Source organism: Pseudomonas sp. FSO-7 (genome assembly GCF_059579345.1).
This window is the reverse complement of record NZ_CM184193.1, coordinates 2,150,310-2,174,235: the sequence shown is the minus strand read 5'-3', so window position 1 is coordinate 2,174,235 and position 23,926 is coordinate 2,150,310. Positions and strand designations below refer to the sequence as shown.

General features: G+C 61.0%; 18 protein-coding genes. 8 read left to right on the top strand and 10 right to left on the bottom strand.

Features of this window, described 5'->3' with window-relative positions:
* Positions 1–41: 41 nt before the first annotated feature.
* From AC515T_RS09525 to AC515T_RS09510, 4 genes are all read right to left on the bottom strand, one after another.
* Positions 42–278 carry a DUF1653 domain-containing protein gene (locus AC515T_RS09525; RefSeq protein WP_025212748.1) on the bottom strand — a complete coding sequence of 79 codons (237 nt, stop codon included), beginning with the start codon at positions 276–278 and terminating at the stop codon, positions 42–44.
* 107 nt (positions 279–385) lie between these two features.
* Complete coding sequence (gene fadA, locus AC515T_RS09520) at positions 386–1,561, bottom strand: acetyl-CoA C-acyltransferase FadA (RefSeq protein ID WP_024618393.1); 1,176 nt, start codon at positions 1,559–1,561, stop codon at positions 386–388.
* Between the two features lie 30 nt (positions 1,562–1,591).
* Positions 1,592–3,739: a fatty acid oxidation complex subunit alpha FadB gene (gene fadB / locus AC515T_RS09515; protein ID WP_496532263.1), complete on the bottom strand. Its 2,148-nt coding sequence runs from the start codon at positions 3,737–3,739 to the stop codon at positions 1,592–1,594.
* Between the two features lie 598 nt (positions 3,740–4,337).
* Entirely contained in the window at positions 4,338–4,775 is a 438-nt protein-coding gene (locus AC515T_RS09510; RefSeq protein WP_122567939.1) for a hypothetical protein, read from the bottom strand.
* 103 nt (positions 4,776–4,878) lie between these two features.
* Here AC515T_RS09510 and AC515T_RS09505 point away from each other — a divergent pair, with 103 nt between their 5' ends.
* Positions 4,879–5,319 carry a universal stress protein gene (locus AC515T_RS09505; protein ID WP_122567938.1) on the top strand — a complete coding sequence of 147 codons (441 nt, stop codon included), beginning with the start codon at positions 4,879–4,881 and terminating at the stop codon, positions 5,317–5,319.
* 179 nt (positions 5,320–5,498) lie between these two features.
* Here the strand turns inward: AC515T_RS09505 and AC515T_RS09500 are convergent, their stop codons facing one another.
* Positions 5,499–7,415, bottom strand: coding sequence for an ATP-binding cassette domain-containing protein (locus tag AC515T_RS09500; RefSeq protein ID WP_496532262.1), 1,917 nt, complete (start codon positions 7,413–7,415; stop codon positions 5,499–5,501).
* Between the two features lie 213 nt (positions 7,416–7,628).
* Between AC515T_RS09500 and AC515T_RS09495 the strand changes: the two genes are divergently transcribed.
* Positions 7,629–9,557, top strand: a complete 1,929-nt coding sequence (locus tag AC515T_RS09495; RefSeq protein WP_496532261.1) for a transglycosylase SLT domain-containing protein — start codon at positions 7,629–7,631, stop codon at positions 9,555–9,557.
* Positions 9,558–9,613: 56 nt separating this feature from the next.
* Here the strand turns inward: AC515T_RS09495 and AC515T_RS09490 are convergent, their stop codons facing one another.
* Together AC515T_RS09490 and AC515T_RS09485 are read right to left on the bottom strand one after the other, a co-directional pair.
* A complete protein-coding gene (locus AC515T_RS09490) occupies positions 9,614–10,618 on the bottom strand; it encodes a Fic family protein (RefSeq protein ID WP_496532260.1) in 1,005 nt (334 codons plus the stop codon).
* Between the two features lie 58 nt (positions 10,619–10,676).
* Positions 10,677–12,455, bottom strand: a complete 1,779-nt coding sequence (locus tag AC515T_RS09485; RefSeq protein WP_496532259.1) for an ABC transporter transmembrane domain-containing protein — start codon at positions 12,453–12,455, stop codon at positions 10,677–10,679.
* A 249-nt stretch (positions 12,456–12,704) separates the two neighbouring features.
* Between AC515T_RS09485 and AC515T_RS09480 the strand changes: the two genes are divergently transcribed.
* Positions 12,705–12,884, top strand: coding sequence for a PA1571 family protein (locus AC515T_RS09480; RefSeq protein WP_003199629.1), 180 nt, complete (start codon positions 12,705–12,707; stop codon positions 12,882–12,884).
* Positions 12,885–13,104: 220 nt separating this feature from the next.
* Here the strand turns inward: AC515T_RS09480 and pdxB are convergent, their stop codons facing one another.
* Positions 13,105–14,247, bottom strand: coding sequence for a 4-phosphoerythronate dehydrogenase PdxB (gene pdxB / locus AC515T_RS09475; RefSeq protein ID WP_496532258.1), 1,143 nt, complete (start codon positions 14,245–14,247; stop codon positions 13,105–13,107).
* A gap of 303 nt (positions 14,248–14,550) precedes the next feature.
* Between pdxB and AC515T_RS09470 the strand changes: the two genes are divergently transcribed.
* Positions 14,551–15,954 (top strand): MATE family efflux transporter, encoded by a 1,404-nt coding sequence (locus tag AC515T_RS09470; protein ID WP_496532257.1) that lies wholly within the window; start codon positions 14,551–14,553, stop codon positions 15,952–15,954.
* On the opposite strand, the gene tusA is transcribed toward AC515T_RS09470, so the two are convergent.
* Positions 15,951–16,202: a sulfurtransferase TusA gene (gene tusA / locus AC515T_RS09465; protein WP_003183455.1), complete on the bottom strand. Its 252-nt coding sequence runs from the start codon at positions 16,200–16,202 to the stop codon at positions 15,951–15,953. The two genes, AC515T_RS09470 and tusA, sit on opposite strands and share 4 nt — an antisense overlap.
* Positions 16,203–16,400: 198 nt before the next feature.
* Positions 16,401–17,474, bottom strand: coding sequence for a 23S rRNA (cytidine(2498)-2'-O)-methyltransferase RlmM (rlmM, locus tag AC515T_RS09460; protein WP_496532256.1), 1,074 nt, complete (start codon positions 17,472–17,474; stop codon positions 16,401–16,403).
* Positions 17,475–17,646: 172 nt separating this feature from the next.
* On the opposite strand from rlmM, the gene acnA reads away from it, so the two are divergent.
* The 4 genes from acnA (at position 17,647) to AC515T_RS09440 (ending at position 23,897) form a co-directional block, all read left to right on the top strand.
* A complete protein-coding gene (gene acnA, locus AC515T_RS09455) occupies positions 17,647–20,388 on the top strand; it encodes an aconitate hydratase AcnA (protein WP_496532255.1) in 2,742 nt (913 codons plus the stop codon).
* A gap of 333 nt (positions 20,389–20,721) precedes the next feature.
* A complete protein-coding gene (locus AC515T_RS09450) occupies positions 20,722–21,510 on the top strand; it encodes a CPBP family intramembrane glutamic endopeptidase (RefSeq protein WP_496532254.1) in 789 nt (262 codons plus the stop codon).
* Positions 21,511–21,588: 78 nt separating this feature from the next.
* Complete coding sequence (locus AC515T_RS09445) at positions 21,589–23,154, top strand: methyl-accepting chemotaxis protein (RefSeq protein ID WP_496532253.1); 1,566 nt, start codon at positions 21,589–21,591, stop codon at positions 23,152–23,154.
* A 275-nt stretch (positions 23,155–23,429) separates the two neighbouring features.
* Entirely contained in the window at positions 23,430–23,897 is a 468-nt protein-coding gene (locus AC515T_RS09440; RefSeq protein WP_496532252.1) for a hypothetical protein, read from the top strand.
* The last annotated feature ends 29 nt before the right edge of the window (positions 23,898–23,926 follow it).

Genomic DNA, 23,926 nt, shown 5'->3' with positions numbered 1-23,926 from the left:
TGCAAGGTGAGGTCAAGCGCAGGGTTGCCGGCATGCCAGCCTCAAGGCTTGGAAAAAATGCTCTCCTCGGCCTGCACCAAAGCAAAGCGTGGCACCTGTTCGCCGTCAACCTCGACGGACTCCTGGAACATGCTCAAGGGACGCACCCAAAAGCCGTAATCGCCATACAGGGCTTGATAGAAGACCACTTCTTCTTCGGTTTCGGAATGCCGCGCGATGCTGAATACGCGGTACTGCGGACCTTTGTAATGCTGGTAGAGCCCAGGTTGTATCGGCATGCTTGGCACTCACTCAATTTTTTTCAAAATAAAAACAAAATCTTTTCTACTAAACCCGAAAAAACAAAAACCGGGGCACTTGGCCCCGGCTTCCATCAACGTAACGCTTAGACGCGTTCGAAGACAGTGGCGATGCCCTGGCCGAGGCCAATGCACATGGTCGACACACCGAAGGTGCCGCCATTCTGCTTCATGACGTTGAGCAGCGTGCCGGAGATACGCGCACCGGAGCAACCGAACGGGTGACCCAGGGCGATCGCGCCGCCGTGCAGGTTAACCTTCTCGTTCATCTTGTCGAGCACTTTCAAATCTTTCAGCACGGGCAGGGCCTGTGCAGCGAAAGCTTCGTTGAGTTCGAAGAAGTCGATATCGGCAATACCCAGGCCTGCGCGCTTCAAGGCTTTCTGCGTGGCCGGTACTGGACCATAGCCCATGATCGCCGGGTCCACACCCGCCACGGCCATCGAACGAATCACCGCCATCGGCTGGATACCCAGGTCCTGGGCACGCTGGGCCGACATCACGATCATGCACGAGGCACCGTCGGTGATCTGCGACGAAGTACCAGCCGTCACGGTGCCGCCCTTCGGATTGAAGGCCGGCTTGAGGGCCGCCAGGCTTTCCAGGGTGGTTTCCGGACGAATGGTTTCGTCGTAGTCGAACAGCTTCAGGAAACCGTTCTCGTCGTAGCCCTGCATCGGGATGATCTCATCCTTGAACTTGCCTTCCACGGTCGCCTTGTGGGCGAGTTGGTGGGAGCGCACGCCAAAGGCGTCCTGCTGTTCGCGGGTGATGCCGTGCATCTTGCCGAGCATTTCCGCGGTCAGGCCCATCATGCCCGAGGCTTTTGCCGCGTACAGCGACATGTGCGGGTTCGGATCAACGCCGTGCATCATGCTCACGTGCCCCATGTGCTCGACCCCACCGACCACGAACACATCACCGTTGCCGGTCATGATCGCCTGGGCGGCGGTGTGCAACGCGCTCATGGACGAACCGCACAGGCGGCTGACGGTCTGGCCGGCCGCGGTGTGAGGAATCTGGGTCATCAGCGAGGCCATGCGGGCAATGTTCCAGCCCTGCTCCAGGGTCTGGTTCACACAGCCCCAGATCACATCTTCGACTTCGTTGGGGTCGACCTTGACGTTGCGTTCCAGCAGCTTGCTGATCAGGTGCGCCGACATGTCTTCGGCACGGGTGTTGCGGTGCATGCCGCCCTTGGAGCGGCCCATCGGCGTACGACCGAAGTCGACAATCACGACGTCTCTAGGATTCAAGCTCATAAATGTTCTCTCGCTCTAGTCGTTGGGCGCTTAACCGAAGAAACGCTGGCCGTTCTTGGCCATTTCACGCAGCTTCGCGGTCGGGTGGTACAGCGCGCCCAGATCAGCGTACTGGTCAGCCAGGGCAACGAACTCGGCCACACCGATCGAATCGATGTAGCGCAGCGCACCGCCACGGAATGGAGGGAAACCGATACCGTAGACCAGACCCATGTCGGCTTCGGCGGCGGTTTCGACAATGCCATCTTCCAGGCAACGCACGGTTTCGAGGCACAGCGGGATCATCATCCAGTTGATGATGTCTTCGTCGGTGACTTCGCGCTGCTCGTAGACGATCGGCTTGAGCACTTCCAGCACCGACGAGTCGGCGACCTTCTTCTGCTTGCCGCGCTTGTCGGTCTCATAGGCGTAGAAGCCCTTGCCGTTCTTCTGGCCCAGGCGCTTGGCTTCGTAGAGCACGTCGACGGCCGAACGGCGGTCGTCCTTCATGCGATCCGGGAAGCCTTCGGCCATGACGTCGCGACCGTGGTGGCCGGTGTCGATGCCGACCACGTCCATCAGGTACGCCGGGCCCATCGGCCAGCCGAATTTTTCCATGATCTTGTCGATGCGCACGAAGTCCACACCGGCACTGACCAGCTTGGCGAAACCGCCGAAGTACGGAAACAGCACGCGGTTGACCAAAAAGCCCGGGCAGTCGTTGACGACGATCGGGTTCTTGCCCATTTTCTTGGCGTAGGCCACGGTGGTGGCAATCGCCTGCTCGCTGGACTTCTCACCACGGATCACTTCCACCAGCGGCATCATGTGCACCGGGTTGAAGAAGTGCATGCCGACGAAGTTCTCCGGACGCTTGAGGGCCTTGGCCAGCAACGAAATGGAGATGGTCGAAGTGTTCGAGGCGAGGATGGTGTCCTCTTTGACCTTGTCTTCGACTTCGGCCAGTACCGCCTGCTTGACCTTCGGGTTCTCGACAACCGCTTCGACCACCAGATCGACATGGCCGAAATCGCCATAGGACAGGGTTGGACGAATGCCGTTGAGCACTTCGGCCATCTTCGCGGCGGTCATGCGACCTTTGTCGACACGGCCGACCAGCAGCTTGGCGGCTTCGGCCAGGCCCTGCTCGATCCCGTGTTCGTTGATGTCTTTCATCAGGATCGGCGTGCCTTTGGACGCCGACTGGTAGGCGATGCCGCCCCCCATGATGCCGGCGCCGAGCACGGCGGCCTGCTTCACGTCACGGGCGATCTCGTCGTAGGCCTTGGCCTTTTTCTTCAGCTCCTGGTCGTTGAGGAACAGACCGATCAGGCTTTGTGCAGCCGAGGTCTTGGCCAGCTTGACGAAGCCGGCGGCCTCGACTTCCAGGGCCTTGTCGCGACCGAAGTTCGCGGCTTTCTGGATGGTCTTGATCGCTTCGACCGGCGCCGGGTAGTTCGGGCCTGCTTGACCTGCCACGAAACCCTTGGCGGTTTCGAAGGCCATCATTTGTTCAATGGCGTTGAGCTTGAGCTTTTCCAGCTTCGGCTGGCGCTTGGCCTTGTAGTCGAACTCGCCGCTGATGGCGCGCTTGATCGTCTCAAGCGCCGCTTCCTGGAGTTTGCCTGGTTCGACCACGGCATCCACGGCACCGACTTTCAGCGCGTCTTCAGCGCGGTTTTCCTTGCCGGCGGCAATCCACTCGATGGCGTTGTCGGCACCGATCAGGCGCGGCAGGCGCACGGTACCGCCAAAACCTGGGTAGATGCCCAGCTTGACTTCCGGCAGGCCGATCTTGGCCGTGGTGGCCATGACACGGTAATCCGCCGCCAGGCACATTTCCAGACCGCCACCCAGGGCAATGCCGTTGATGGCCGCGACGGTCGGTACGTTGAGGTCTTCGAAGTCGCTGAAAATACGGTTGGCTTCGAGGTTGCCAGCGATCAGTTCGGCATCGGGCAGCTTGAAGTTGTCGACGAATTCGGTGATGTCGGCACCGACGATGAACACGTCCTTGCCGCTGCTGACGATCACACCCTTGATCGAAGCATCTGCCTTGATAGTGTCTACAGCCTGACGCAATTCATTCAGGGTTAGACGGTTGAACTTGTTGACGGACTCACCCTTGAGGTCGAATTTCAGTTCGACGATGCCACTTTCAAGAGCCTTAACCGTGATGGCTTTACCTTCGTAAATCATCAACTGATCTCCACGATATGGAAGCTGAACAGTACACGTTGGACGCTGACCGCAGGTGTGGCACTGACGTTACCGTCGATGCTACGCCAATCCGCCAGGCACACCCGTCAACGCGATAGTCGGGGTCTGTAGGAGCCGTCTGAAAATACAAACGCTCAATTCATACGCCCGTTTGATTTGGGTACGTCACCTTCACGGAATTTCCGACAATTGTCAATCGCCCTAAACATCGGCGTGAACGCGACTTTACGGTCTTTTCCGTACCCTACGGATCCGCAACACGGCACCGCATGAGCAGCCATTCATAGAATCAATTATTAGAAAAATCGCCCTAATTCCAGACAGATCGGATCCAGCCGACTACGCTGTCGGGAGCGCGATTGAATTTTACGGAACGAAGGGCGCTGCGACGCACGCCCTGAGACGAGATCGATTACCGGCCTGCCTGGCCAACCCGCCCGATGAGACTGTCGGGCTTTTTTATGCCTGTAGGAGCTGCCAAAGGCTGCGATCTTTTGATCTTTCGCTTGAGATTCAAGTGCCTGGGGAAAGATCGCAGCCTCGCTTCGCTCGACAGCTCCTACGCGGCTAAAGTCGCTCAGGCGAGTGCCTTGAGCGTGCTGGCAATGTCCTGCAAAACAGTGGCTTCGCCCTTTTCACCCCAATACAAGGCGATCATTTGCCCGTCGGCTTCAACTTTGTAGACGTTGGCCGGCAATTTTTCGAAATGATTGAGCAGGGACTCATCCAGACAGACTTCCCGCCACTGATTGACCCAAACGCCCGGCGCAGTTTGCCAGTAGCTCCAACAGGCTGGCTGACTGCCGCGCCGAGGCCGATAGTACTGGGCGCAGGGGTTTGGCGGCTGTTGGCCGAGCCAGTGCGGCCACTCCTGCGGCGCCAGTTGCATGGCCAGGCCCAGGCGTCGCGCTTCCATGCGCAGGGCCATGCGACCGCTCTGTACACGGGACGGACGCAACCATGCCAGCGGACTTAACACCACCAACAGGATTGACAGCACTATCCAGACCGTCATATTCGTACTCCCCGATTCTGATGAGCCCATTGACCCAGGTCGCCGTCAATGCGCTTGAAACCAGCCATACTTACCGTATCGCAATTCTCTGGAGTGCTCTTCCATGTACTACAAACACGTTCTGGTCGCCGTTGACCTCACTGAAGAATGCGATCCGGTCGTCAAGCGCGCCCTCGCCCTTTGCGAAGGCCGAGACACCCAGCTGTCGCTGGTGCATATCGTCGAACCGATGGCCATGGCCTTCGGCGGCGACGTGCCGATGGACCTTTCCCAGTTGCAGCAGCAGCAATTCGACCAGGCCAAGGAACGCCTTGACCGACTGATCGTGAAATACCCGGCCCTGAAGAAGGAGTTCAGCCACCTGACCTACGGCCAGCCGCGCCAGGAGATCCATCACCTGGCCAAGGAACAGGGTTGCGACCTGATTGTCGTCGGCAGCCATGGTCGCCACGGCCTGGCGCTGCTGCTGGGCTCGACCGCCAACGATGTGCTGCATGGCGCGCCTTGCGATGTGCTGGCGGTGCATCTGGTCAAGCGCGCATAACCCCATACCCCTGTGGGAGCGAGCTTGCTCGCGATAGCGGTAGATCAGCGACATTGATGTTGGCTGACACACCGCCATCGCGAGCAAGCTCGCTCCCACAGGGATCCCACAGGGGATGGTATTTCAAATAAAAATCCCGGCGCTCATCGCTGAGCACCGGGATTTCTTATCTCAATGGATCAAGCGTCCAGCTCGGCCCAACGCTCGACCAGCGCGTCCAGCTCGGCCTGCAACTGCTCCAACTGCGCAATCACCTTGGCAGTTTCGGCCGCTGGCCGCTGGTAGAACCCGGCGTCGGCCATTTCGGCTTCCACCGCTGCGATCTGCTGCTCCTTCGCGTCGATATCACCCGGCAAGGCTTCCAGCTCACGCTGCAGCTTGTAGCTGAGCTTTTTCTTCGCCGGGGCCGGGGCTGCTGCGGCAACCGGGGCTGGCTCGGCCTTGACCACCGCCGAATTCAGGTCGGCCTTGCCGGACTTGCTCTCGGTGACCCCCAGCAGACGCGGCGAGCCGCCCTGGCGCAGCCAGTCCTGATAACCACCGACGTATTCGCGAACCAGGCCTTCGCCTTCGAACACCAGGGTGCTGGTGACCACGTTGTCGAGAAATGCCCGGTCGTGACTGACCATCAAGACGGTGCCGTTGAAGGTCAGCAGCACCTCTTCCAGCAATTCCAGGGTTTCCACGTCCAGGTCGTTGGTAGGTTCGTCGAGCACCAGCAGGTTCGCCGGCTTGCTGAACAACTTGGCCAGCAACAAACGGGCGCGCTCACCACCCGACAATGCCTTGACCGGCGTACGGGCACGCTGGGGGCTGAAGAGAAAATCGCCGAGATAGCTCAGCACATGGCGGCTCTGGCCATCGATATCGATGAAGTCGCGGCCTTCGGCCACGTTATCGATCACGGTCTTTTCCAGATCCAGTTGATGACGCAACTGGTCAAAATAGGCGACGTCGATCTTCGTGCCCTCTTCCACCTTGCCGCTGGTCGGCACCAGGCCACCCAGCATCAGCTTGAGCAGGGTGGTCTTGCCGGTGCCGTTGGCGCCCAGCAGGCCGATACGATCGCCACGCTGCAGGACCATGGAGAAGTCCTTGATCAGGAACGGGCCGCCAGGGTGCGCGAAGCTCACGTTCTCAAGCACCATCACCTGCTTGCCGGACTTGTCAGCGGTATCCAACTGAATGTTGGCCTTACCGGTGCGCTCGCGACGCTCACTGCGCTCCATGCGCAAAGCCTTGAGCGCACGCACACGGCCTTCGTTGCGGGTGCGACGCGCCTTGATGCCCTGGCGAATCCAGACCTCTTCCTGGGCCAACTTCTTGTCGAACAACGCATTGGCGGTTTCTTCCGCCGCCAGCGCCGCTTCCTTGTGCACCAGGAAGCTGGCGTAGTCGCCGTTCCAGTCGATCAGGCCGCCGCGATCCAGTTCAAGGATGCGCGTTGCCAGGTTCTGCAGGAAGGAACGGTCGTGGGTGATGAACAGCACCGCCCCCTGGAAGTCTTTCAGGGCTTCTTCAAGCCAGGCGATGGCGCCGATGTCCAGGTGGTTGGTCGGTTCGTCGAGCAGCAGCAGGTCCGGCTCGGACACCAGGGCCTGAGCCAGCAGGACGCGGCGACGCCAGCCGCCGGACAACTCGGCGAGGGTCTTGTCGGCCGGCAATTGCAGGCGGCTCAGGGTGCTGTCGACCAGTTGCTGCAGGCGCCAGCCGTCACGGGCTTCAAGGTCGTGCTGCACATGCATCAACTTGTCCAGGTCGGCATCGGTGACGATGTTCTGGCTCAAATGGTGATACTCGGCCAACAGCGCGCCGACACCGTCCAGGCCTTCGGCGACCACGTCGAACACGGTCCGCTCGTCGGCCACCGGCAGTTCCTGGGGCAATTCGCCGATTTTCAGGCCTGGCGCACGCCAGACCGAGCCGTCGTCAGGCTTTTGATCGCCCTTGACCAGCTTCATCATGCTGGACTTGCCAGTGCCGTTGCGGCCGATGATGCACACCCGCTCACCACGGGCGATCTGCCAGGACACCTTGTCCAACAACGGCATAGCGCCGAAAGCAAGGGACACATCGCTGAATTTGAGCAGGGTCATGAGCTTCTCCAAAAACCGGGCGCGCATTCTACCTGAGAAGAGGCCTCAAGGGTCCGCCAATTTCGCCACTGAAGCACTCTGCATAACAAATGTTGCGAACTTGCACCGACGGCCCCGCAAAGCTTTCGCCGGCTGCTGGCAAAAGGCTAAGCTACAGACAGTTACCCTGGGTTAACCCTTGGGCTTGTCATGTTTTTTCTGCCCGGACGTCTCATGCGCAGTCGCCTTTTCAGTGTTTTATCGTGTTTTTTTGTATGTGCCACTGCCGTTCAATCCGCTCAGGCGGTGGATATCTCCACTCAGCGCCAGTATTACAACGAGGCCAAGCGTGCCTTGGCCAAGGGTGATTCCGGCCCCTACTTTCGCTACAGCCAGGCCCTGCGCGATTACCCGCTGGAACCGTACCTGGCCTACGACGAACTGACCGCTCGCCTCAAGAGCGCCAGCAACGCCGAAATCGAAAAATTCCTCGCCGAGCATGGTGACCTGCCCCAGGCCAACTGGATGAAGCTGCGTTGGTTGCGCTGGCTGGCCGAGCGCGGCGATTGGGCGACCTTCGTCAAGTATTACGACCCCAAGCTCAACTTCACCGAACTGGACTGCCTCAACGCTCAGTACCAACTCAGCCATGGCCTGAAGGCCGAAGGCTACGCCAACACCGAAAAGCTCTGGCTCACCGGCAAGTCCCAGCCCCAGGCCTGCGACACGTTGTTCGGCCTGTGGGCCTCCCAGGGTCAGTTGACCGAACAGAAACGCTGGGAGCGCACCAAGCTGGCCGCCCAGGCGCGCAATTACCCGCTGGCCAACAGCCTGGTCAGCGGCCTGACCACCCTCGCTCCCCGCGGCAAATTGCTGGTGGACGTGGCGCAAAAGCCCGAGTTGCTCAACCAGTCCTCGCGCTTCAGTCCGGCCGATGAACCAATGTCCGATATCGTCAGCCTCGGCCTGCGTCGCCTGGCCCGTCAGGACCCGGAAAAAGCCATGGCATTGCTGGATGGCTACGCCAGCACCATGCACTTTTCCCGGGATGAAAAAGTCGCGATCGCCCGAGAGATCGGTCTGACCCTGGCCAAGCGCTTCGACAGCCGCGCCCTGGACGTGATGACGAAATACGACCCGGAGTTGCGCGATGACACTGTTTCGGAATGGCGCTTGCGCCTGCTGTTACGCCTCGCTCGTTGGGACGATGCCTACCAACTGACCCGCCGTTTGCCCGAGTCGCTGGCCAGCACCAACCGCTGGCGGTATTGGCAAGCCCGCACGCTGGAGCTGGCGCAGCCGCAGAACCCGGAAGCCCTGACGCTCTACAAGCACCTGGCCCGTGAGCGGGACTTCTATGGCTTCCTGGCCGCCGACCGTTCCCAGTCGCCCTATTCGCTTGTCAACAAGCCACTGGTGATGAGCCAGGCACTGATCAACAAGGTGCGCAACACGCCTGGCGTGCGTCGGGCGCTGGAATTTCATGCCCGTGGAGACATCGTCGACGGACGCCGCGAGTGGTATCACGTCAGCCGGCACTTCAACCGGGACGAGATGGTTGCCCAGGCGAAACTGGCTTATGACCTGAAATGGTATTTCCCGGCCATTCGCACCATCAGCCAGGCCAAGTACTGGGACGATCTGGACATCCGCTTCCCCATGGCCCACCGCGAGACCCTGGTGCGCGAAGCCAAGATCCGCGGCTTGCATCCAAGTTGGGCGTTCGCCATTACCCGCCAGGAAAGTGCGTTCATGGATGACGCCCGCTCCAGCGTCGGCGCCGCCGGCCTGATGCAACTGATGCCTGGCACCGCCAAGGAAACCGCACGCAAGTTCAGCATTCCCCTGGCCTCCCCCCAACAAGTGTTGAACCCGGACAAGAACATCCAGTTGGGCGCGGCCTACCTGAGCCAGGTTCATAGCCAGTTCAACGGCAACCGCGTCCTCGCCTCGGCGGCCTACAACGCCGGCCCCGGTCGCGTGCGCCAGTGGCTGCGCGGCGCCGACCACTTGAGCTTCGACGTCTGGGTCGAGAGCATCCCTTTCGACGAAACCCGCCAATACGTGCAGAACGTATTGTCATACTCGGTGATCTACGGCCAGAAACTCAACTCGCCGCAACCGCTGGTGGACTGGCATGAGCGGTATTTCGATGATCAGTGAGTGAAAAATGCTCATGTGGGAGCAATAGCTTCCACTTTTTTGTGTGCCAAAAAATCTCAGCGAGGATGCACCAGTGCTTGCTTACCCTGCGAGGTGAGACGATACCGCTGTACGGGACTATTGGGCGATTGAGGGTTGGTCATTTCGATCAATCCGGCCACCAATGCCGGCTTGAGGTAATTAGCACGGAAGGTAGCTCTATGAGCCAATCCCAGCTGAACCATCAGTTCGTTGACCTTGAGTGAATTGCCGTTGTGTAGCGCCTGAAGCAGTCTTGCTACTTGGTCGGTTACTTGGTCGGTAGCCGGCTCGTTACGGATCGCCTCTCCGAGCGCCACACTCAGCGACTGCAACATGAACTCAACAAAAGGTGTCGCCTCAGCCAGCCGGTCGGCAGCCGATAACGCAGCGTAATAAGCATCCTGCTGATCCCGTACTGGCAGATAGGCCAGTACAGGTCGCCATCGACTAAGAATCAAGGTTTGCCATAGACGCCCCATTCGCCCATTACCGTCTGCAAAGGGATGGATGAACTCGAACTCGTAGTGAAAAACACAGCTAATGATCAAAGGATGCCAATCGCACGTTCCGGCCCACGCCAACAAATCGTCAATCAAATCCGTCACCCGACTGGGCGGCGGCGCCATATGCACCAGCTGATCACCTCGATAAATGCCCACGCCGGCACGGCGTAACTGCCCGGCATCGTCAATCAAACCGTGCATCAGTAGTTCATGTCCCTTGAGCAGATCGATCCGGCTATCGGGCCGCCAGCCAGGCATGGCTTCGTAGGCAGCAAAGGCATTGCGCACCTCCTGGATTTCACGGGGTAATCCCAGCACTCGTTGCCCGGCCAGAACCGCAGTTACCTGCTCGACACTCAAAGTATTGTTTTCGATCGCCAGGGAAGCATGGATCGTGCGAATCCGATTTCCTCGGCGCAGTTGCGGGGTCTGCTGATTATCACTTACAGCCGAAAGCTGGCCGATCTGCTCGCTGATATCAGCGATCAATCCCAGCATTCGGGTTGTCAGGGTTAACGGTGGCGTATAACGACTCATACCCTCATCCATGCCAGAGGCTGGCCGACATAATGCCCCAACATGCTGGCATCAGCACTCATCGAACATCCTCAGCCTGCTGATTGAACTGCAACGCCGCCAACCGCGCATACAGCGCATTGCTGGCGACAAGCTCCTGGTGAGTGCCCACGGCAACCACCTTGCCTTGGTCCATCACCGCGATCCGATCGGCGTTTTTCACCGTGGCCAGGCGGTGGGCGATCACCAACGTCGTACGGTTTTTCATCAGGCTGGGCAAGGCTTGCTGGATCAAGTGTTCGCTTTGCGCATCGAGGGCGCTGGTGGCTTCATCCAGCAGCAGGATCGGCGCATCCACGAGCAACGCTCGGGCGATGGCCAGGCGTTGGCGCTGGCCGCCGGATAGCCCGAGGCCGCCGTCGCCCAAGTGAGTCTGGTAACCGTCGGGCATTTTTTCGATGAAGTCGTGGGCGTGGGCGATCTGTGCGGCCTCGCGCACCTGCGCCGACGACGCCTGCGGGTTGCCATAGCGGATGTTCTCTTCCACCGTGCCGAAAAACAGCGCCGGGCTTTGTGAAACCAGGGCGAAATGCCGGCGCAGGTCCAGCGGATCGAGTCGAGTCAACGGCACATCGTCGATCAGGATCTGTCCTTGCACGGGATCATAGAAACGCAGCAGCAAATCATAGACCGTCGACTTGCCCGCCCCGGAAGGCCCGACCAGGGCCAGGGTCTCACCGGCCTTGATACTCAGGTCGAGACCGTCGACCGCATAACTGTCCGGCCGGGACGGATAGGAAAAACGCACGCCTTCCAGACGCAAATCACCGCGAACTCGGGCCGGCAAGGTCACCAGGCCTGAAGCCGGCGGCTGGATGATGTTTTCCGAACGCAGCAGCTCGGCAATGCGCTCTGCCGCACCGGCCGCCCGCTGCAACTCGCCGATCACTTCGCTCAGGGTGCCGAAGGCACTGCCGACGATCAGGCTGTAGAACACGAACGCCGCCAACTCGCCACCGGAAATCCGCCCGGCGATCACATCCATGCCACCGACCCAGAGCATCACCCCCACCGCCCCCAGCACCAGCACGATCACCAGGGTGATCAGCCAGGCCCGCTGGGCAATGCGCTTGCGAGCGGTGTCGAAGGCCTGCTCCACCGTCACGGAAAAACGCTGTTCATCCTGGACTTGGTGGTTGTACGCCTGCACGGTCTTGATCTGGCCGAGGGTTTCGGAGACGTAGCTGCCGACGTCGGCAACGCGGTCCTGGCTCTCGCGCGACAAGCTGCGCACTCGACGACCAAAGATCAGGATCGGCGCCAGTACCAGTGGCAGGGCAATCACCACGATGCTGGTCAGTTTGGGATTGGTGATGAACAGCAGCACGATGCCGCCCACCACCATCAAGGCGTTGCGCAAAAACAACGACAGCGACGAGCCGATCACCGATTGCAGCAAGGTCGTGTCAGTGGTCAACCGTGACTGGATTTCCGAACTGCGGTTGTTTTCGTAGAAACCCGGGTGCAAGTACACCAGATGATTGAAGACCTGCCGCCGGATATCCGCCACCACCCGCTCGCCGATCCAGGACACCAGGTAAAAACGCGCAAACGTACCGATCGCCAACCCCACCACCAGCACCATGAACAGGCCGATGGATTGATTGAGCAGGTGCGGCGAGCGGGTCATGAAGCCCTGGTCCACCAGTAAGCGGATGCCTTGGCCCATGGACAAGGTAATGCCGGCGGTGACAATCAAGGCCAGCAAAGCGCCGGCGACCTGTTTGCGATAAGGGGCGATGAAGCCGCTGGCCAGGCGTATGGCACGGCGATGTCGGGAAGAAAGCATCAGGGGCATCCGATTATGCAGCAGGGAAAAGGCCGGCCAGCGACGCTAACGCGCAGCGGAACCAAATTGAATCAGAATGAGTCAGGTTAAATATGACCACAACGACTAGGGGCTAGATGTTATCGGTCTAAAGTCTGACTGGAAACGCGACTGTGTTTCTGATTGAGTGAAGGTGTCGCCATGAACCTACAAGGAGTGTCATGGCTCGGTCACTTGGCGACATTAAACTAGGCATACAACCTGATGAGGAGACAGGCCATGTCCTTGCAACACAGCAGCGACGACAAGATTCAAGTAATCCGCACGCAACCGGACCAGTCTCTGGGCTGCTCGTTCATCGATGCCCAAGGGCGCGAAGTACCGATCACCGAAGACATGATCCAGAAAGCCTGCAGCGAGCTGGAAAAACGACTGGTCAAGCCTGCCGAACAAAAGTGACACAGCCCGTCTCGATTGAACCCGACCTTGATGTCGGGTTTTTTATGCCGGCTGATTTTGCAGGCCCTCATGGCCTGGCTATTGTGACAAGAGCTCTTGTGCCAAGGCTCTTGTGGCGAGGGAGCTTGCTCCCGCTGGACTGCGCAGCAGGCCCAAAAAGCTGGCGGCTGCTGCGCAGCCGAGCGGGAGCAAGCTCCCTCGCCACGACAGCGCTCCACACTTAAAGGGGGGTGGCGCCCAACGCGGTGATGATCTGCTGCAAAGCCGCCGACTGCCCTTCGATACGCACCTTCAAACTGTCGATCTCCCGACGTGGCGGGTAATGCTTGCGCAAGGCATCGAACGCGCGGCGTTGCTCGTCGACGGTGCCCACCAGGCTGCGGCGCAAATTCGCATCGTCGCTGCGGGGGTCGTATACGCTCCGGCACAGCGCCGCCAAGGCCCATGCCGGGTCGGTTTCCGCATCCAGGGTGATGCCACCCAGCCACGGCCGAGGCAGCAGATCGCTGAGGCTGACTTCAACCGGCCGCTCCAGGAACGCGCACAAGGCCTGGTAGATCTGGGTCGTGCCACGCTGACGGCCATCGAGACTGTAACCGGCAATGTGCGGGGTGGCGATCACGCACAAATCGGCCAGGTCCACATCCACGGTGGGCTCCTGCTCCCAGACATCCAGCACCGCTTGCAGGTCTTCGCGCTCCAGCAACACCTCGCGCAGCGCGGCGTTATCGATCACCGGGCCGCGGGCCGCATTGATCAGCCAGGTCCCGGGCTTGAGCTGGTTCAGGCGCGCTTCGTCGAACAGGTGCCAGGTCGGTTGCTCGCCGTCGCGGGTCAGCGGGGTGTGCAGGCTGATCACATCACACTGCTCGATGATCTGCTCCAGGCTCACATAGTCGCCGCCCTCGGCAGCCTGACGCGGCGGGTCGCAGACCTTCACGGTCCAGCCCAGCCCCTTGAGCACCTCGATCAACCGCCCGCCCACCTGGCCCGCGCCAACCACGCCGAAGGTCCGCTGCTCCAGCGCCACACCTTCGATTTCTGCCAGAGTCATCAGGCTTCCCAGCACATAGTCCACCACGCCACGGGCATTGCAGCCGGGCGCGCTGGCCCAGCGGATCCCCGCCTCGGCAAGATAATCCAGGTCCAGGTGGTCGGTACCGATGGTGCAAGTGCCAACGAAGCGTACCTTGCTGCCTTCCAGCAGGGCCCGATTGACCTGACTGACCGAACGTACCAGCAACACATCGGCGTGCTCGACCATCGTCCGGTCGATCCCGCGACCCGGTACCCGGCGGATTTCGCCGAATCCTTGAAAAAACGCATCAAGCAGGGGGATGTTTTCGTCGGCGACGATCAGCATGGCAAAGCTCCTTTGGCGGGATGGGCAGTGTAGGCGTTCCGTTGGGCCTGTGCATTACCCGGAGCGAATGATCTGGAGCGAATGCTGTTGTGGCGAGGGAGCTTGCTCCCGCTCGGCTGCGCAGCAGTCGCCAGGATGCTGAGGCCTGCTTCGCAGTCCAGCGGGAGCAAGCTCCCTCGCCACAGGTAAAGGCAGACAGGCCAGAAGTGCCGATTACAAATCCACAACACAGGTTTTTTCCTGACCACTGCGTCAAGGCGTAGAATTCGCCGCCTTGCGCTTAACCTTTCGGACGTTTGCCCTGTGAATCCTGTCACCGACACTCCCACTGCCCTCTCCCGCCCGGCCCGGGTTCGTCTGGAACTCAAGACCTTGCTGGCCCTGGCCCTACCGATCATGGTGGCGCAACTGGCAACCACCGCCATGGGCTTTGTCGACGCGGTGATGGCTGGTCGAGTCGGCCCCCGAGACTTGGCGGCCGTGGCCCTGGGCAACTCGATCTGGGTACCGGTGTTCCTGTTGATGACCGGCACGTTGCTGGCGACCACGCCCAAAGTTGCCCAACGCTTCGGCGCCGGTACGTTTGAAGAGATCGGGCCGCTGGTGCGTCAGGCGCTGTGGCTGGCGTTGGTGGTGGGATTGATCGCGACATTGGCGCTGTTCAGCGCCGAGCCGATCCTGCACGTCATGAAAGTCGATCCTGAATTGATCGGCCCGTGCATGGAATACCTGCGGGGCATCGGCACGGGCCTGCCGGCCGTGGCGCTGTATCACGTGCTGCGCTGCTTCAGCGACGGCCTGGGGCGCACGCGACCGGCGATGGTGCTGGGGCTGTGCGGGCTGGCGCTGAACATTCCGCTCAATTACATCTTCATCTACGGGCACCTGGGCGTGCCCGCCATGGGGGGTGTCGGTTGCGGCTGGGCCACGGCCATCGTGATGTGGGTCATGGCCCTGGGCATGGCCGGTTGGGCCCGCTGGGCACCGGCCTATCAGTCGAGTCGGTTGTTCGGCCGTTTCGACTGGCCACAATGGACGGTCATCAAGCGCCTGCTGGGCATCGGTTTACCGATTGGCATCGCGGTGTTCGCCGAGTCGAGTATTTTCGCGGTGATCGCGCTGTTGATCGGCAGCCTCGGTGCCACAGTGGTGGCCGGGCACCAGATCGCGCTGAACTTCAGCTCCCTGGTCTTCATGATCCCCTATTCCCTGGGCATGGCCGTCACGGTGCGGGTCGGCCAGGCCCTGGGCCGTCGTCAGCCTCGCGAAGCGCGCTTCGCCGCCGGCGTGGGCATGGGCACGGCCCTGGCCTACGCTTGCCTGTCGGCGAGCCTGATGTTTGCGCTGCGCGGGCCTATCGCGGCGATCTATACCGCCGACCCGGTGGTGATCGAAGTGGCGTCGATGCTGATCGTCTACGCGGCGCTGTTCCAGTTTTCCGATGCGATCCAGGTCACGGCGGCGGGCGCGTTGCGCGGCTACCAGGACACCCGCGTGACGATGATCCTGACCCTGTTTGCCTATTGGGGCATCGGCCTGCCGGTGGGTTACGCCTTGGGCCTGACCGACTGGCTCGGCGCGGCCAGCGGCCCGAGCGGATTGTGGCAAGGCCTGATCGTGGGCTTGAGCTGCGCGGCGCTGATGCTCTCGATCCGCCTGGCACGCAGCGCGCGCAAGCAGATCCGCCTCAGCCGCTCGATGGATTAAGCGAGCTTCTTGCGGATCCAGTAGAGGTAGGTGCCCGCCTCTTCCTGCTGGGCCACCAGTTCGTGGTCCAGGAACACGCAAAACTTGGGGATGTCGCGGCGGGTCGAGGGGTCGGTGGCGATGACTTTCAGCAGGCCACCGGGGGCCAGGTCGCGGATGTGCTGGTGCAGCATCATCACCGGTTCCGGGCAATTGAGGCCGGTGGCATCCAGCGTGCCGTCGACCGGCGTGTCGTTCATTTCACTCATGTTCTACTCCTGAAACTGGCCGGCATTGTCGCGCAATGTCGGCGCGCTTAACAGAGGTGCATCACCCCCTGTGGCGAGGGAGCTTGCTCCCGCTCGGCTGCGAAGCAGTCGTCGCTCTTTGGAGCCCAACAAGGCATTGGGGTTGCTTCGCAACCCAGCGGGAGCAAGCTCCCTCGCCACAAAAGCTCGCTAAATGCTTCAGCGGGACTTGGGTTTCCTGGTATCCAACCGCCGCAAATGGCACGTCACTTCCTCGCGGTCGTGGTACAGCTGCTTGCAACCGATCTCGACTTTGATGCCCCGGGCCTTGAAACCCTCGGCGATGCGTTCGAGCAGGCGTTTGACTTCGGCATAACGCTGTTTCATCGGCAGTTTGAGGTTGACCACGGCTTCGCGGCAATGGCCCTCGCCAATCCACTCTTCCAGCATCGCCGCGTTGCGCGCGGGCTTTTCGACGATGTCGCAGACCATCCAGTCCACCGGCTGTTTGGGCTTGAAGGTAAAACCGTCCGCCATCAGGTGCTGCACCAGGCCGGTGTCCATCAGGCTTTCGGCCATCGGGCCGTTGTCGATGGCCGTCACCAGCATGCCCCGGTTGACCAGTTGCCAAGTCCAACCGCCTGGCGCGGCACCGAGGTCCACGCCGGTCATGTCACTGTGCAGGCGCTCGTCCCACTGGTCCCGGGGGATGAAATGGTGCCAGGCTTCTTCGAGCTTGAGTGTGGAGCGGCTCGGTGCTTCCCGGGGGAACTTCAGGCGCGGGATGCCCATCGGCCACATCGCCGAGTTATCCGCGTCCGCCAGGCCCAGGAACACTTCGCGGCCACTCTTGAAGGTCAGCAACAGGCGCGGCTTGCGCGGATCGTCCACCAGCTTGCCGGCCCCGCTCAACGCCTTGCGCAGCGGGCCCTCGAATTTCTTGCAGAAGTTCGACAGTTCCTTGCCGTCATTGGTGTCGACCACCTCCAGCCACAGGCTGCCGCAGGTCGGGAACGCCGACATGTGGGCCAGGATCACGCTGATACGGTCGGTTTCCGGCAACTCGATGAACGTGCCACGGGCCCACTGGCGCGGAAAAATCAGCTCGGCAAAACGCTGCCCGCGCATCAGCCGCTCGGCGCCGTCCTCTTCAGTACAGACAAATTCGGCGCAGGCACTGGCCGGTTTGGCCTTGGCGTAGCCGGCCACGTTGAGCCGTGCGGCGTGTTCGGCGATCTCGGAACAGACCTCGCCTTCGAAGCCCGGCCGGCAGTGCATGAAAAGCGTGTTCATTGAAACTCCGTAGCAAAGCCTGTCACGAAAACCGCCGCATGATAGCGGAGTTCGGAACCGCGAACCTTGCGATAGAGTCCAGTGATTAGTCATACGCTCAAAACAGGGCTAGGTTAAAGGCTCTGTCCGTCCCCTCAGTCCGTAGCCGTGCGGACTCAAAGGAGTGATTTCAATGCCGTCCCTCGATAGCCTGAAAACCCTTAAAACACTGCAAGTCGACGCCAGGACCTACCACTACTTCAGCCTGCCGGATGCCGCCCGAAGCCTGGGCGACCTCGACAAGCTGCCCATGTCCTTGAAGGTGCTGCTGGAAAACCTGCTGCGCTGGGAAGATGAAAAAACCGTCACCGGCGCCGACCTCAAGGCCCTGGCCGGGTGGCTCAAGGAGCGCCGCTCCGACCGCGAGATCCAATACCGCCCGGCACGGGTGTTGATGCAGGATTTCACCGGCGTCCCCGCCGTGGTCGACCTGGCCGCCATGCGCGCCGCCGTGGAAAAGGCCGGCGGCGATCCCCAGCGGATCAACCCGTTGTCGCCGGTGGACCTGGTGATCGACCACTCGGTGATGGTGGACAAGTTCGCCAGCAGCCAGGCGTTCGAGCAGAACGTCGACATCGAAATGCAGCGCAACGGCGAACGCTACGCCTTCCTGCGTTGGGGCCAGAGCGCCTTCGATAATTTCAGCGTGGTGCCACCGGGCACCGGCATCTGCCACCAGGTCAACCTTGAATACCTGGGCCGCACCGTGTGGACCAAAGAAGAAGACGGCCGCACCTACGCCTTCCCCGACACCCTGGTGGGCACCGACTCCCACACCACCATGATCAACGGCCTCGGCGTACTGGGCTGGGGCGTCGGTGGGATCGAGGCGGAAGCGGCGATGCTCGGCCAACCGGTGTCGATGCTGATTCCCGAGGTCATCGGCTTCAAACTCGTCGGCAAGCTGCGTGAAGGCATCACCGCCACCGACCTGGTGCTGACCGTCACGCAGATGCTGCGCAAGAAAGGGGTGGTGGGCAAATTCGTTGAGTTCTATGGCGACGGTCTGGCCGACCTACCCCTGGCCGACCGCGCCACCATCGCCAACATGGCCCCGGAATACGGCGCCACGTGCGGGTTCTTCCCGGTGGACGACGTGACCCTGGATTACCTGCGCCTGTCCGGGCGGCCGGCAGAAACCGTGAAGCTGGTGGAGGCCTATTGCAAGGCCCAAGGCCTGTGGCGCCTGCCCGGCCAGGAACCGGTGTTCACCGACACCCTGGAGCTGGACATGGGCAGCGTCGAGGCCAGCCTCGCCGGGCCCAAGCGCCCTCAGGACCGGGTCTCGCTGCCGAATGTCGGCCAGGCCTTCAGCGACTTCCTGGGGTTGCAGGTCAAACCCACCAGTAAAGAAGAAGGCCGCCTGGAAAGTGAAGGCGGCGGTGGCGTCGCGGTGGGCAATGCCGATCAGGTGGGCGAAGCCGAATACGAATACGAAGGCCACACCCATCGCCTGAAAAACGGCGCGGTGGTGATTGCCGCGATCACCTCGTGCACCAACACCTCCAACCCCAGCGTGATGATGGCCGCCGGGCTGCTGGCGAAAAAAGCCGTGGAAAAAGGCCTGCTCCGCAAGCCTTGGGTCAAGAGTTCCCTGGCGCCGGGCTCCAAGGTGGTCACCGATTACTACAACGCGGCCGGCCTGACCGAGTACCTGGATAAACTCGGTTTCGACTTGGTGGGCTATGGTTGCACCACCTGCATCGGCAACTCCGGGCCGTTGCCGGACCCCATCGAAAAAGCCATCCAGAAAGCCGACCTGACCGTGGCCTCGATATTGTCGGGCAACCGCAACTTCGAAGGCCGGGTGCACCCACTGGTGAAGACCAACTGGCTGGCCTCGCCGCCGCTGGTGGTCGCCTATGCCCTGGCCGGCACCGTGCGCATCGATATCAGCAGCGAGCCGCTGGGCAACGACCGGGACGGCAAGCCGGTGTACCTGCGGGACATCTGGCCCAGCAGCCAGGAAGTGGCCGCCGCCGTGGCCCAGGTCAACACCAGCATGTTCCACAAGGAATACGCCGCCGTGTTTGCCGGTGACGAGCAATGGCAGGCCATTGAAGTGCCGCAAGCGGCGACTTACGTCTGGCAGGATGACTCGACCTACATCCAGCACCCACCGTTCTTCGACGACATCGGCGGGCCCCCACCGGCCGTCAGGAACGTCGAGGGCGCCCGGGTCCTGGCCCTGCTGGGAGACTCGGTGACCACCGACCACATCTCCCCGGCCGGCAACATCAAGGCCGACAGCCCGGCCGGTCGCTACCTGCGCGAACAAGGCGTGGAGCCACGGGACTTCAACTCCTACGGCTCCAGACGCGGCAACCACCAAGTGATGATGCGCGGCACCTTCGCCAATATCCGCATTCGCAACGAAATGCTCGACGGCGAAGAAGGCGGCAACACGATCTACATCCCCAGTGGCGAACGCATGCCGATCTACGATGCCGCCATGCTGTACCAGGCCACGGGCACGCCCCTGGTGGTGATCGCTGGCCAGGAATATGGCACCGGCTCGAGCCGGGACTGGGCGGCCAAGGGCACCAACCTGCTGGGGGTCAAGGCGGTGATCGCTGAAAGCTTCGAGCGCATCCATCGCTCCAACCTGGTGGGCATGGGCGTGCTGCCGCTGCAGTTCAAGCTCGACCAGAATCGCAAGAGTCTGAACCTGACGGGCAAGGAAACCCTGGATATCCTGGGGCTCAATGACGTCGAACTGACGCCGCGCATGAACCTGCCCCTGGTCATCACCCGGGAGGATGGCAGCCAGGAGCGAATCGAAGTGTTGTGCCGGATCGATACCTTGAATGAAGTGGAGTATTTCAAGGCCGGTGGGATTCTCCACTATGTCTTGCGGCAGTTGATTGCCGCTTGAAAAAACCGCCTCGGTGGCTAATACAAGCCTGGGCAAACACCTGTGGGAGCGAGCTTGCTCGCGATAGCGGTAGATCAGCCAACGTCAATGTTGACTGGCAAGCCTCTATCGCGAGCAAGCTCGCTCCCACAGTTCTACGAATTATTTAACAGGCGCCGTTTTTGTATGAGCCCGCCTATAATCCCGCCGGCACTCACGCAACCGCGTCAGCCAACTGCCTACCCTCCTGCGCATGAATCTGCATGGACACAAATGTGCTCTTTGCGCGACACGGTGGCGTCGAAGACCCGACGGCCGCCTTCGCCCAGAGTTTTCCCGCTAAAAGGATGTTGTATGCCCGCTTTACCCTGGCTTCACCTGGCCCTTCTTTCCACTGGTTACAGCCTGGCGCTGGTCTATGGCCAACTGGCCTGGACCGCGCTCATCTCAGTCGCGCTGCTGCTGTTCGCCGGGTATGCGGTTCGCCAGCAACAAACGCCGGTTGGCCGGTTTCTCGGGCACGCCCTGTTCCTGGTCATGGCGCTGGCACTGGCCCTGCACTGGATGCCAGGCTTTTTCAACGGGCGGGTGATCCCGGCGCAACGCTTGACCAATGACGCCGTGCCGTTTGCCATGTACCTGAACCAGGACAAGCCGCTGATCGGCTTCTGGCTGCTGTTGGCCTGCCCGTGGATCGTTGGCCGACGCTCGTTGCGTTTGCCGGTCCAGGCCACGGCGCTGGGTCTGGCACTGAGCGCGGTGCTGGCCCTCGGCGGGGCCATGCTGCTGGGTATGATCCACTGGGCGCCGAAGTGGCCGGATCACGCCGGGCTGTGGATCCTTAATAATCTTTTATTGGTCACGCTCGTGGAGGAAGCGCTGTTTCGTGGCTACATTCAAGGAGGCTTGAGCCGGCGCTTCAAACATCTGGCCCAAGGCGACAACCTGGCGCTGCTCCTGGCCTCGCTGCTGTTCGGCCTGGTGCACGTCGGCGCCGGTTGGCAATGGGTGCTGCTGTCGGGCCTGGCGGGGCTCGGTTACGGCCTGGCGTATCGTTTTGGCGGCCTGGGCGCGGCAATCGCCACGCATTTTCTGCTCAACCTGCTTCATTTCACCCTATTTACCTACCCGATGCTGGCGTGATGGCGACAGGCAAAAATAACTTCAACTAAAACCTGACAACGCCGACAACCTTTCAAAGCCTTGCGGATCTACACCACCATGCGTAACAACCAACCCGTCACACAACGCGAAAGGACCTTCCCGGCCCAGCAACGATTGATTTCCACCACCGATGCCAAGGGCGTCATCACCTACTGCAACGACGCGTTCGTTGAGATCAGCGGGTATTCGAAGGAAGAACTGATCCGCGCGCCGCACAACCTCGTGCGCCATCCCGATGTCCCATCCGCCGTGTTCGCGCACATGTGGGGCACGCTGAAACAAGGCTTGCCATGGATGGGCATCGTCAAGAATCGCTGCAAGAGCGGTGACCATTACTGGGTCAACGCCTATGTCACGCCGGTGTTCGAGGGCAATCAGGTGGTCGGCTACGAATCGGTGCGGGTCAAGCCCTCCGCCGAGCAGATCGCCCGTGCCGAAGCCCTGTATCAACGCATCAACCAGGGCAAATCCGCGGTTCCAGGCAGCGACAAATGGTTGCCGATCCTGCAGGACTGGCTGCCGTTCATCCTGGTCAGCCAACTGGGCTTCGTCGTCGGCGCGTTTCTGAATTCCTCCTGGGGCTTTGCCCTGGCCGCCCTGCTGTCGGTGCCCTTGGGGTTGATGGGCTTGCAATGGCAACAACGCGGGATCAAGCGCCTGCTGCGCCTGGCCGAACAAACCACCTCCGACCCGCTGATCGCCCGGATGTACACCGACAGCCGCGGCGTCCAGGCACGCCTGGAGATGTCGATTCTCAGCCAGCAAGCGCGCCTGAAAACCTGCCTGACGCGCCTGCAGGACACCGCCGAGCATCTTAACGACCAAGCTCGCCAGTCCAACACGCTGGCCCATGACAGCTCCAGCGGCCTGGAGCGTCAACGGGTGGAAACCGAACAGGTCGCCACGGCCGTCAACCAGATGGCAGCCACGACCCAGGAAGTCGCCAGCCACGTGCAGCGCACCGCCGATGCCACCCAGGAAGCCAACCGCCTGACCAGTCGCGGCCGCGACATCGCCGGGGAAACCCGCGAAGCCATCGAGCGGCTGTCGGTGGTGGTCGGTGAGACCGGCCACACCGTGACCCAGCTGGCCAAGGACAGCGACGAGATCGGCGGCGTGGTCGACGTGATCAAAGGCATCGCCGACCAGACCAACCTGCTGGCCCTCAACGCCGCCATCGAAGCGGCCCGTGCCGGTGAGATGGGTCGTGGCTTTGCCGTGGTGGCCGACGAAGTGCGGCAACTGGCACAACGCACCAGCGAATCCACCGGGCAGATCCACGCCCTGATCGCCAAACTCCAGCAGACCGCCACCAACGCCGTGCAAACCATGGAGGCCGGCCACCGCCAGGCCGAAGAAGGCGTGGCGCGAGTCATGGAAGCGGACCAGGCATTGGTGGGCATCAGCGAAGCGGTGGCCCACATCACCGACATGACCACCCAGATCGCCGCCGCCACCGAGGAACAAAGCTCAGTGGCCGAGGAGATCAGCCGCAACATCAGCAACATCTCGGACCTGGCCGACCAGACCTCCGGCCAGGCCCACAGCTCGGCACTGCTGAGCGAAGAGCTGACCCGTACGGCGAATTCGCAGTATTCGTTGGTGGAGCGGTTCAACCGTTGATAGAAGCCTGCCTCATGAAAAACCCGGACAGCGCAAGCTTCCGGGTTTTTTGTTGCCTGACAGGCCGCTATCGCGAGCAGGCTCGCTCCCACAGAGGGGTTCAGTGTGGGAGCGAGCTTGCTCGCGATGAGGCCGGGATAGCTTGCCAGGAACCTCCCGAAGAAACTCAGCCATCTAGTTCGCCGCCACCTGTCAACTCTGACAGTAGTGCCGGAATTGCAAGTCCCCTAACCTTGAACAGCAAGAAAAACGGTGATTTCAAAGAGGGATTTCACATGAACAGTCAGATGCTTTTCATTGCACCTAAAGAGAGTCGTAAGCTTGAGGGAAATTCATTTACTTGGAATCTTGGCGCTACGCCCATCCATGCAGAAACTACGTCTTTCGTACTGCATTTCTGGCCGCCTACGGCAAAGTACACGTGGTTCCTTTCCGCTAGCACCGGGTTTGCGAGTACTGATAGTTGGTTCTATTTCCAAATTGGAGTTGACTATGTCAGCGATGAAGTGATGGACGCGAGCTACACACTGGAGGGCGGGTTCTCCTTTGTTCACGGGCATTCGATTCCCGATCGACCTGGTTGGGTTGCGATGGTCTACGCTGACCGCGCAGAATTGACCATCAGGCTCGATCCTAAAGGAGGAACAGCCAAGGGCCATTTCATCGCTCATTTCGAGACCGACGGGTACGACATGCACCCGACGGGGACATTCGAATTAATCCGGGATGACATGAAAAACTAATTACGGCCTGAATGATCTATCGCGGGCAG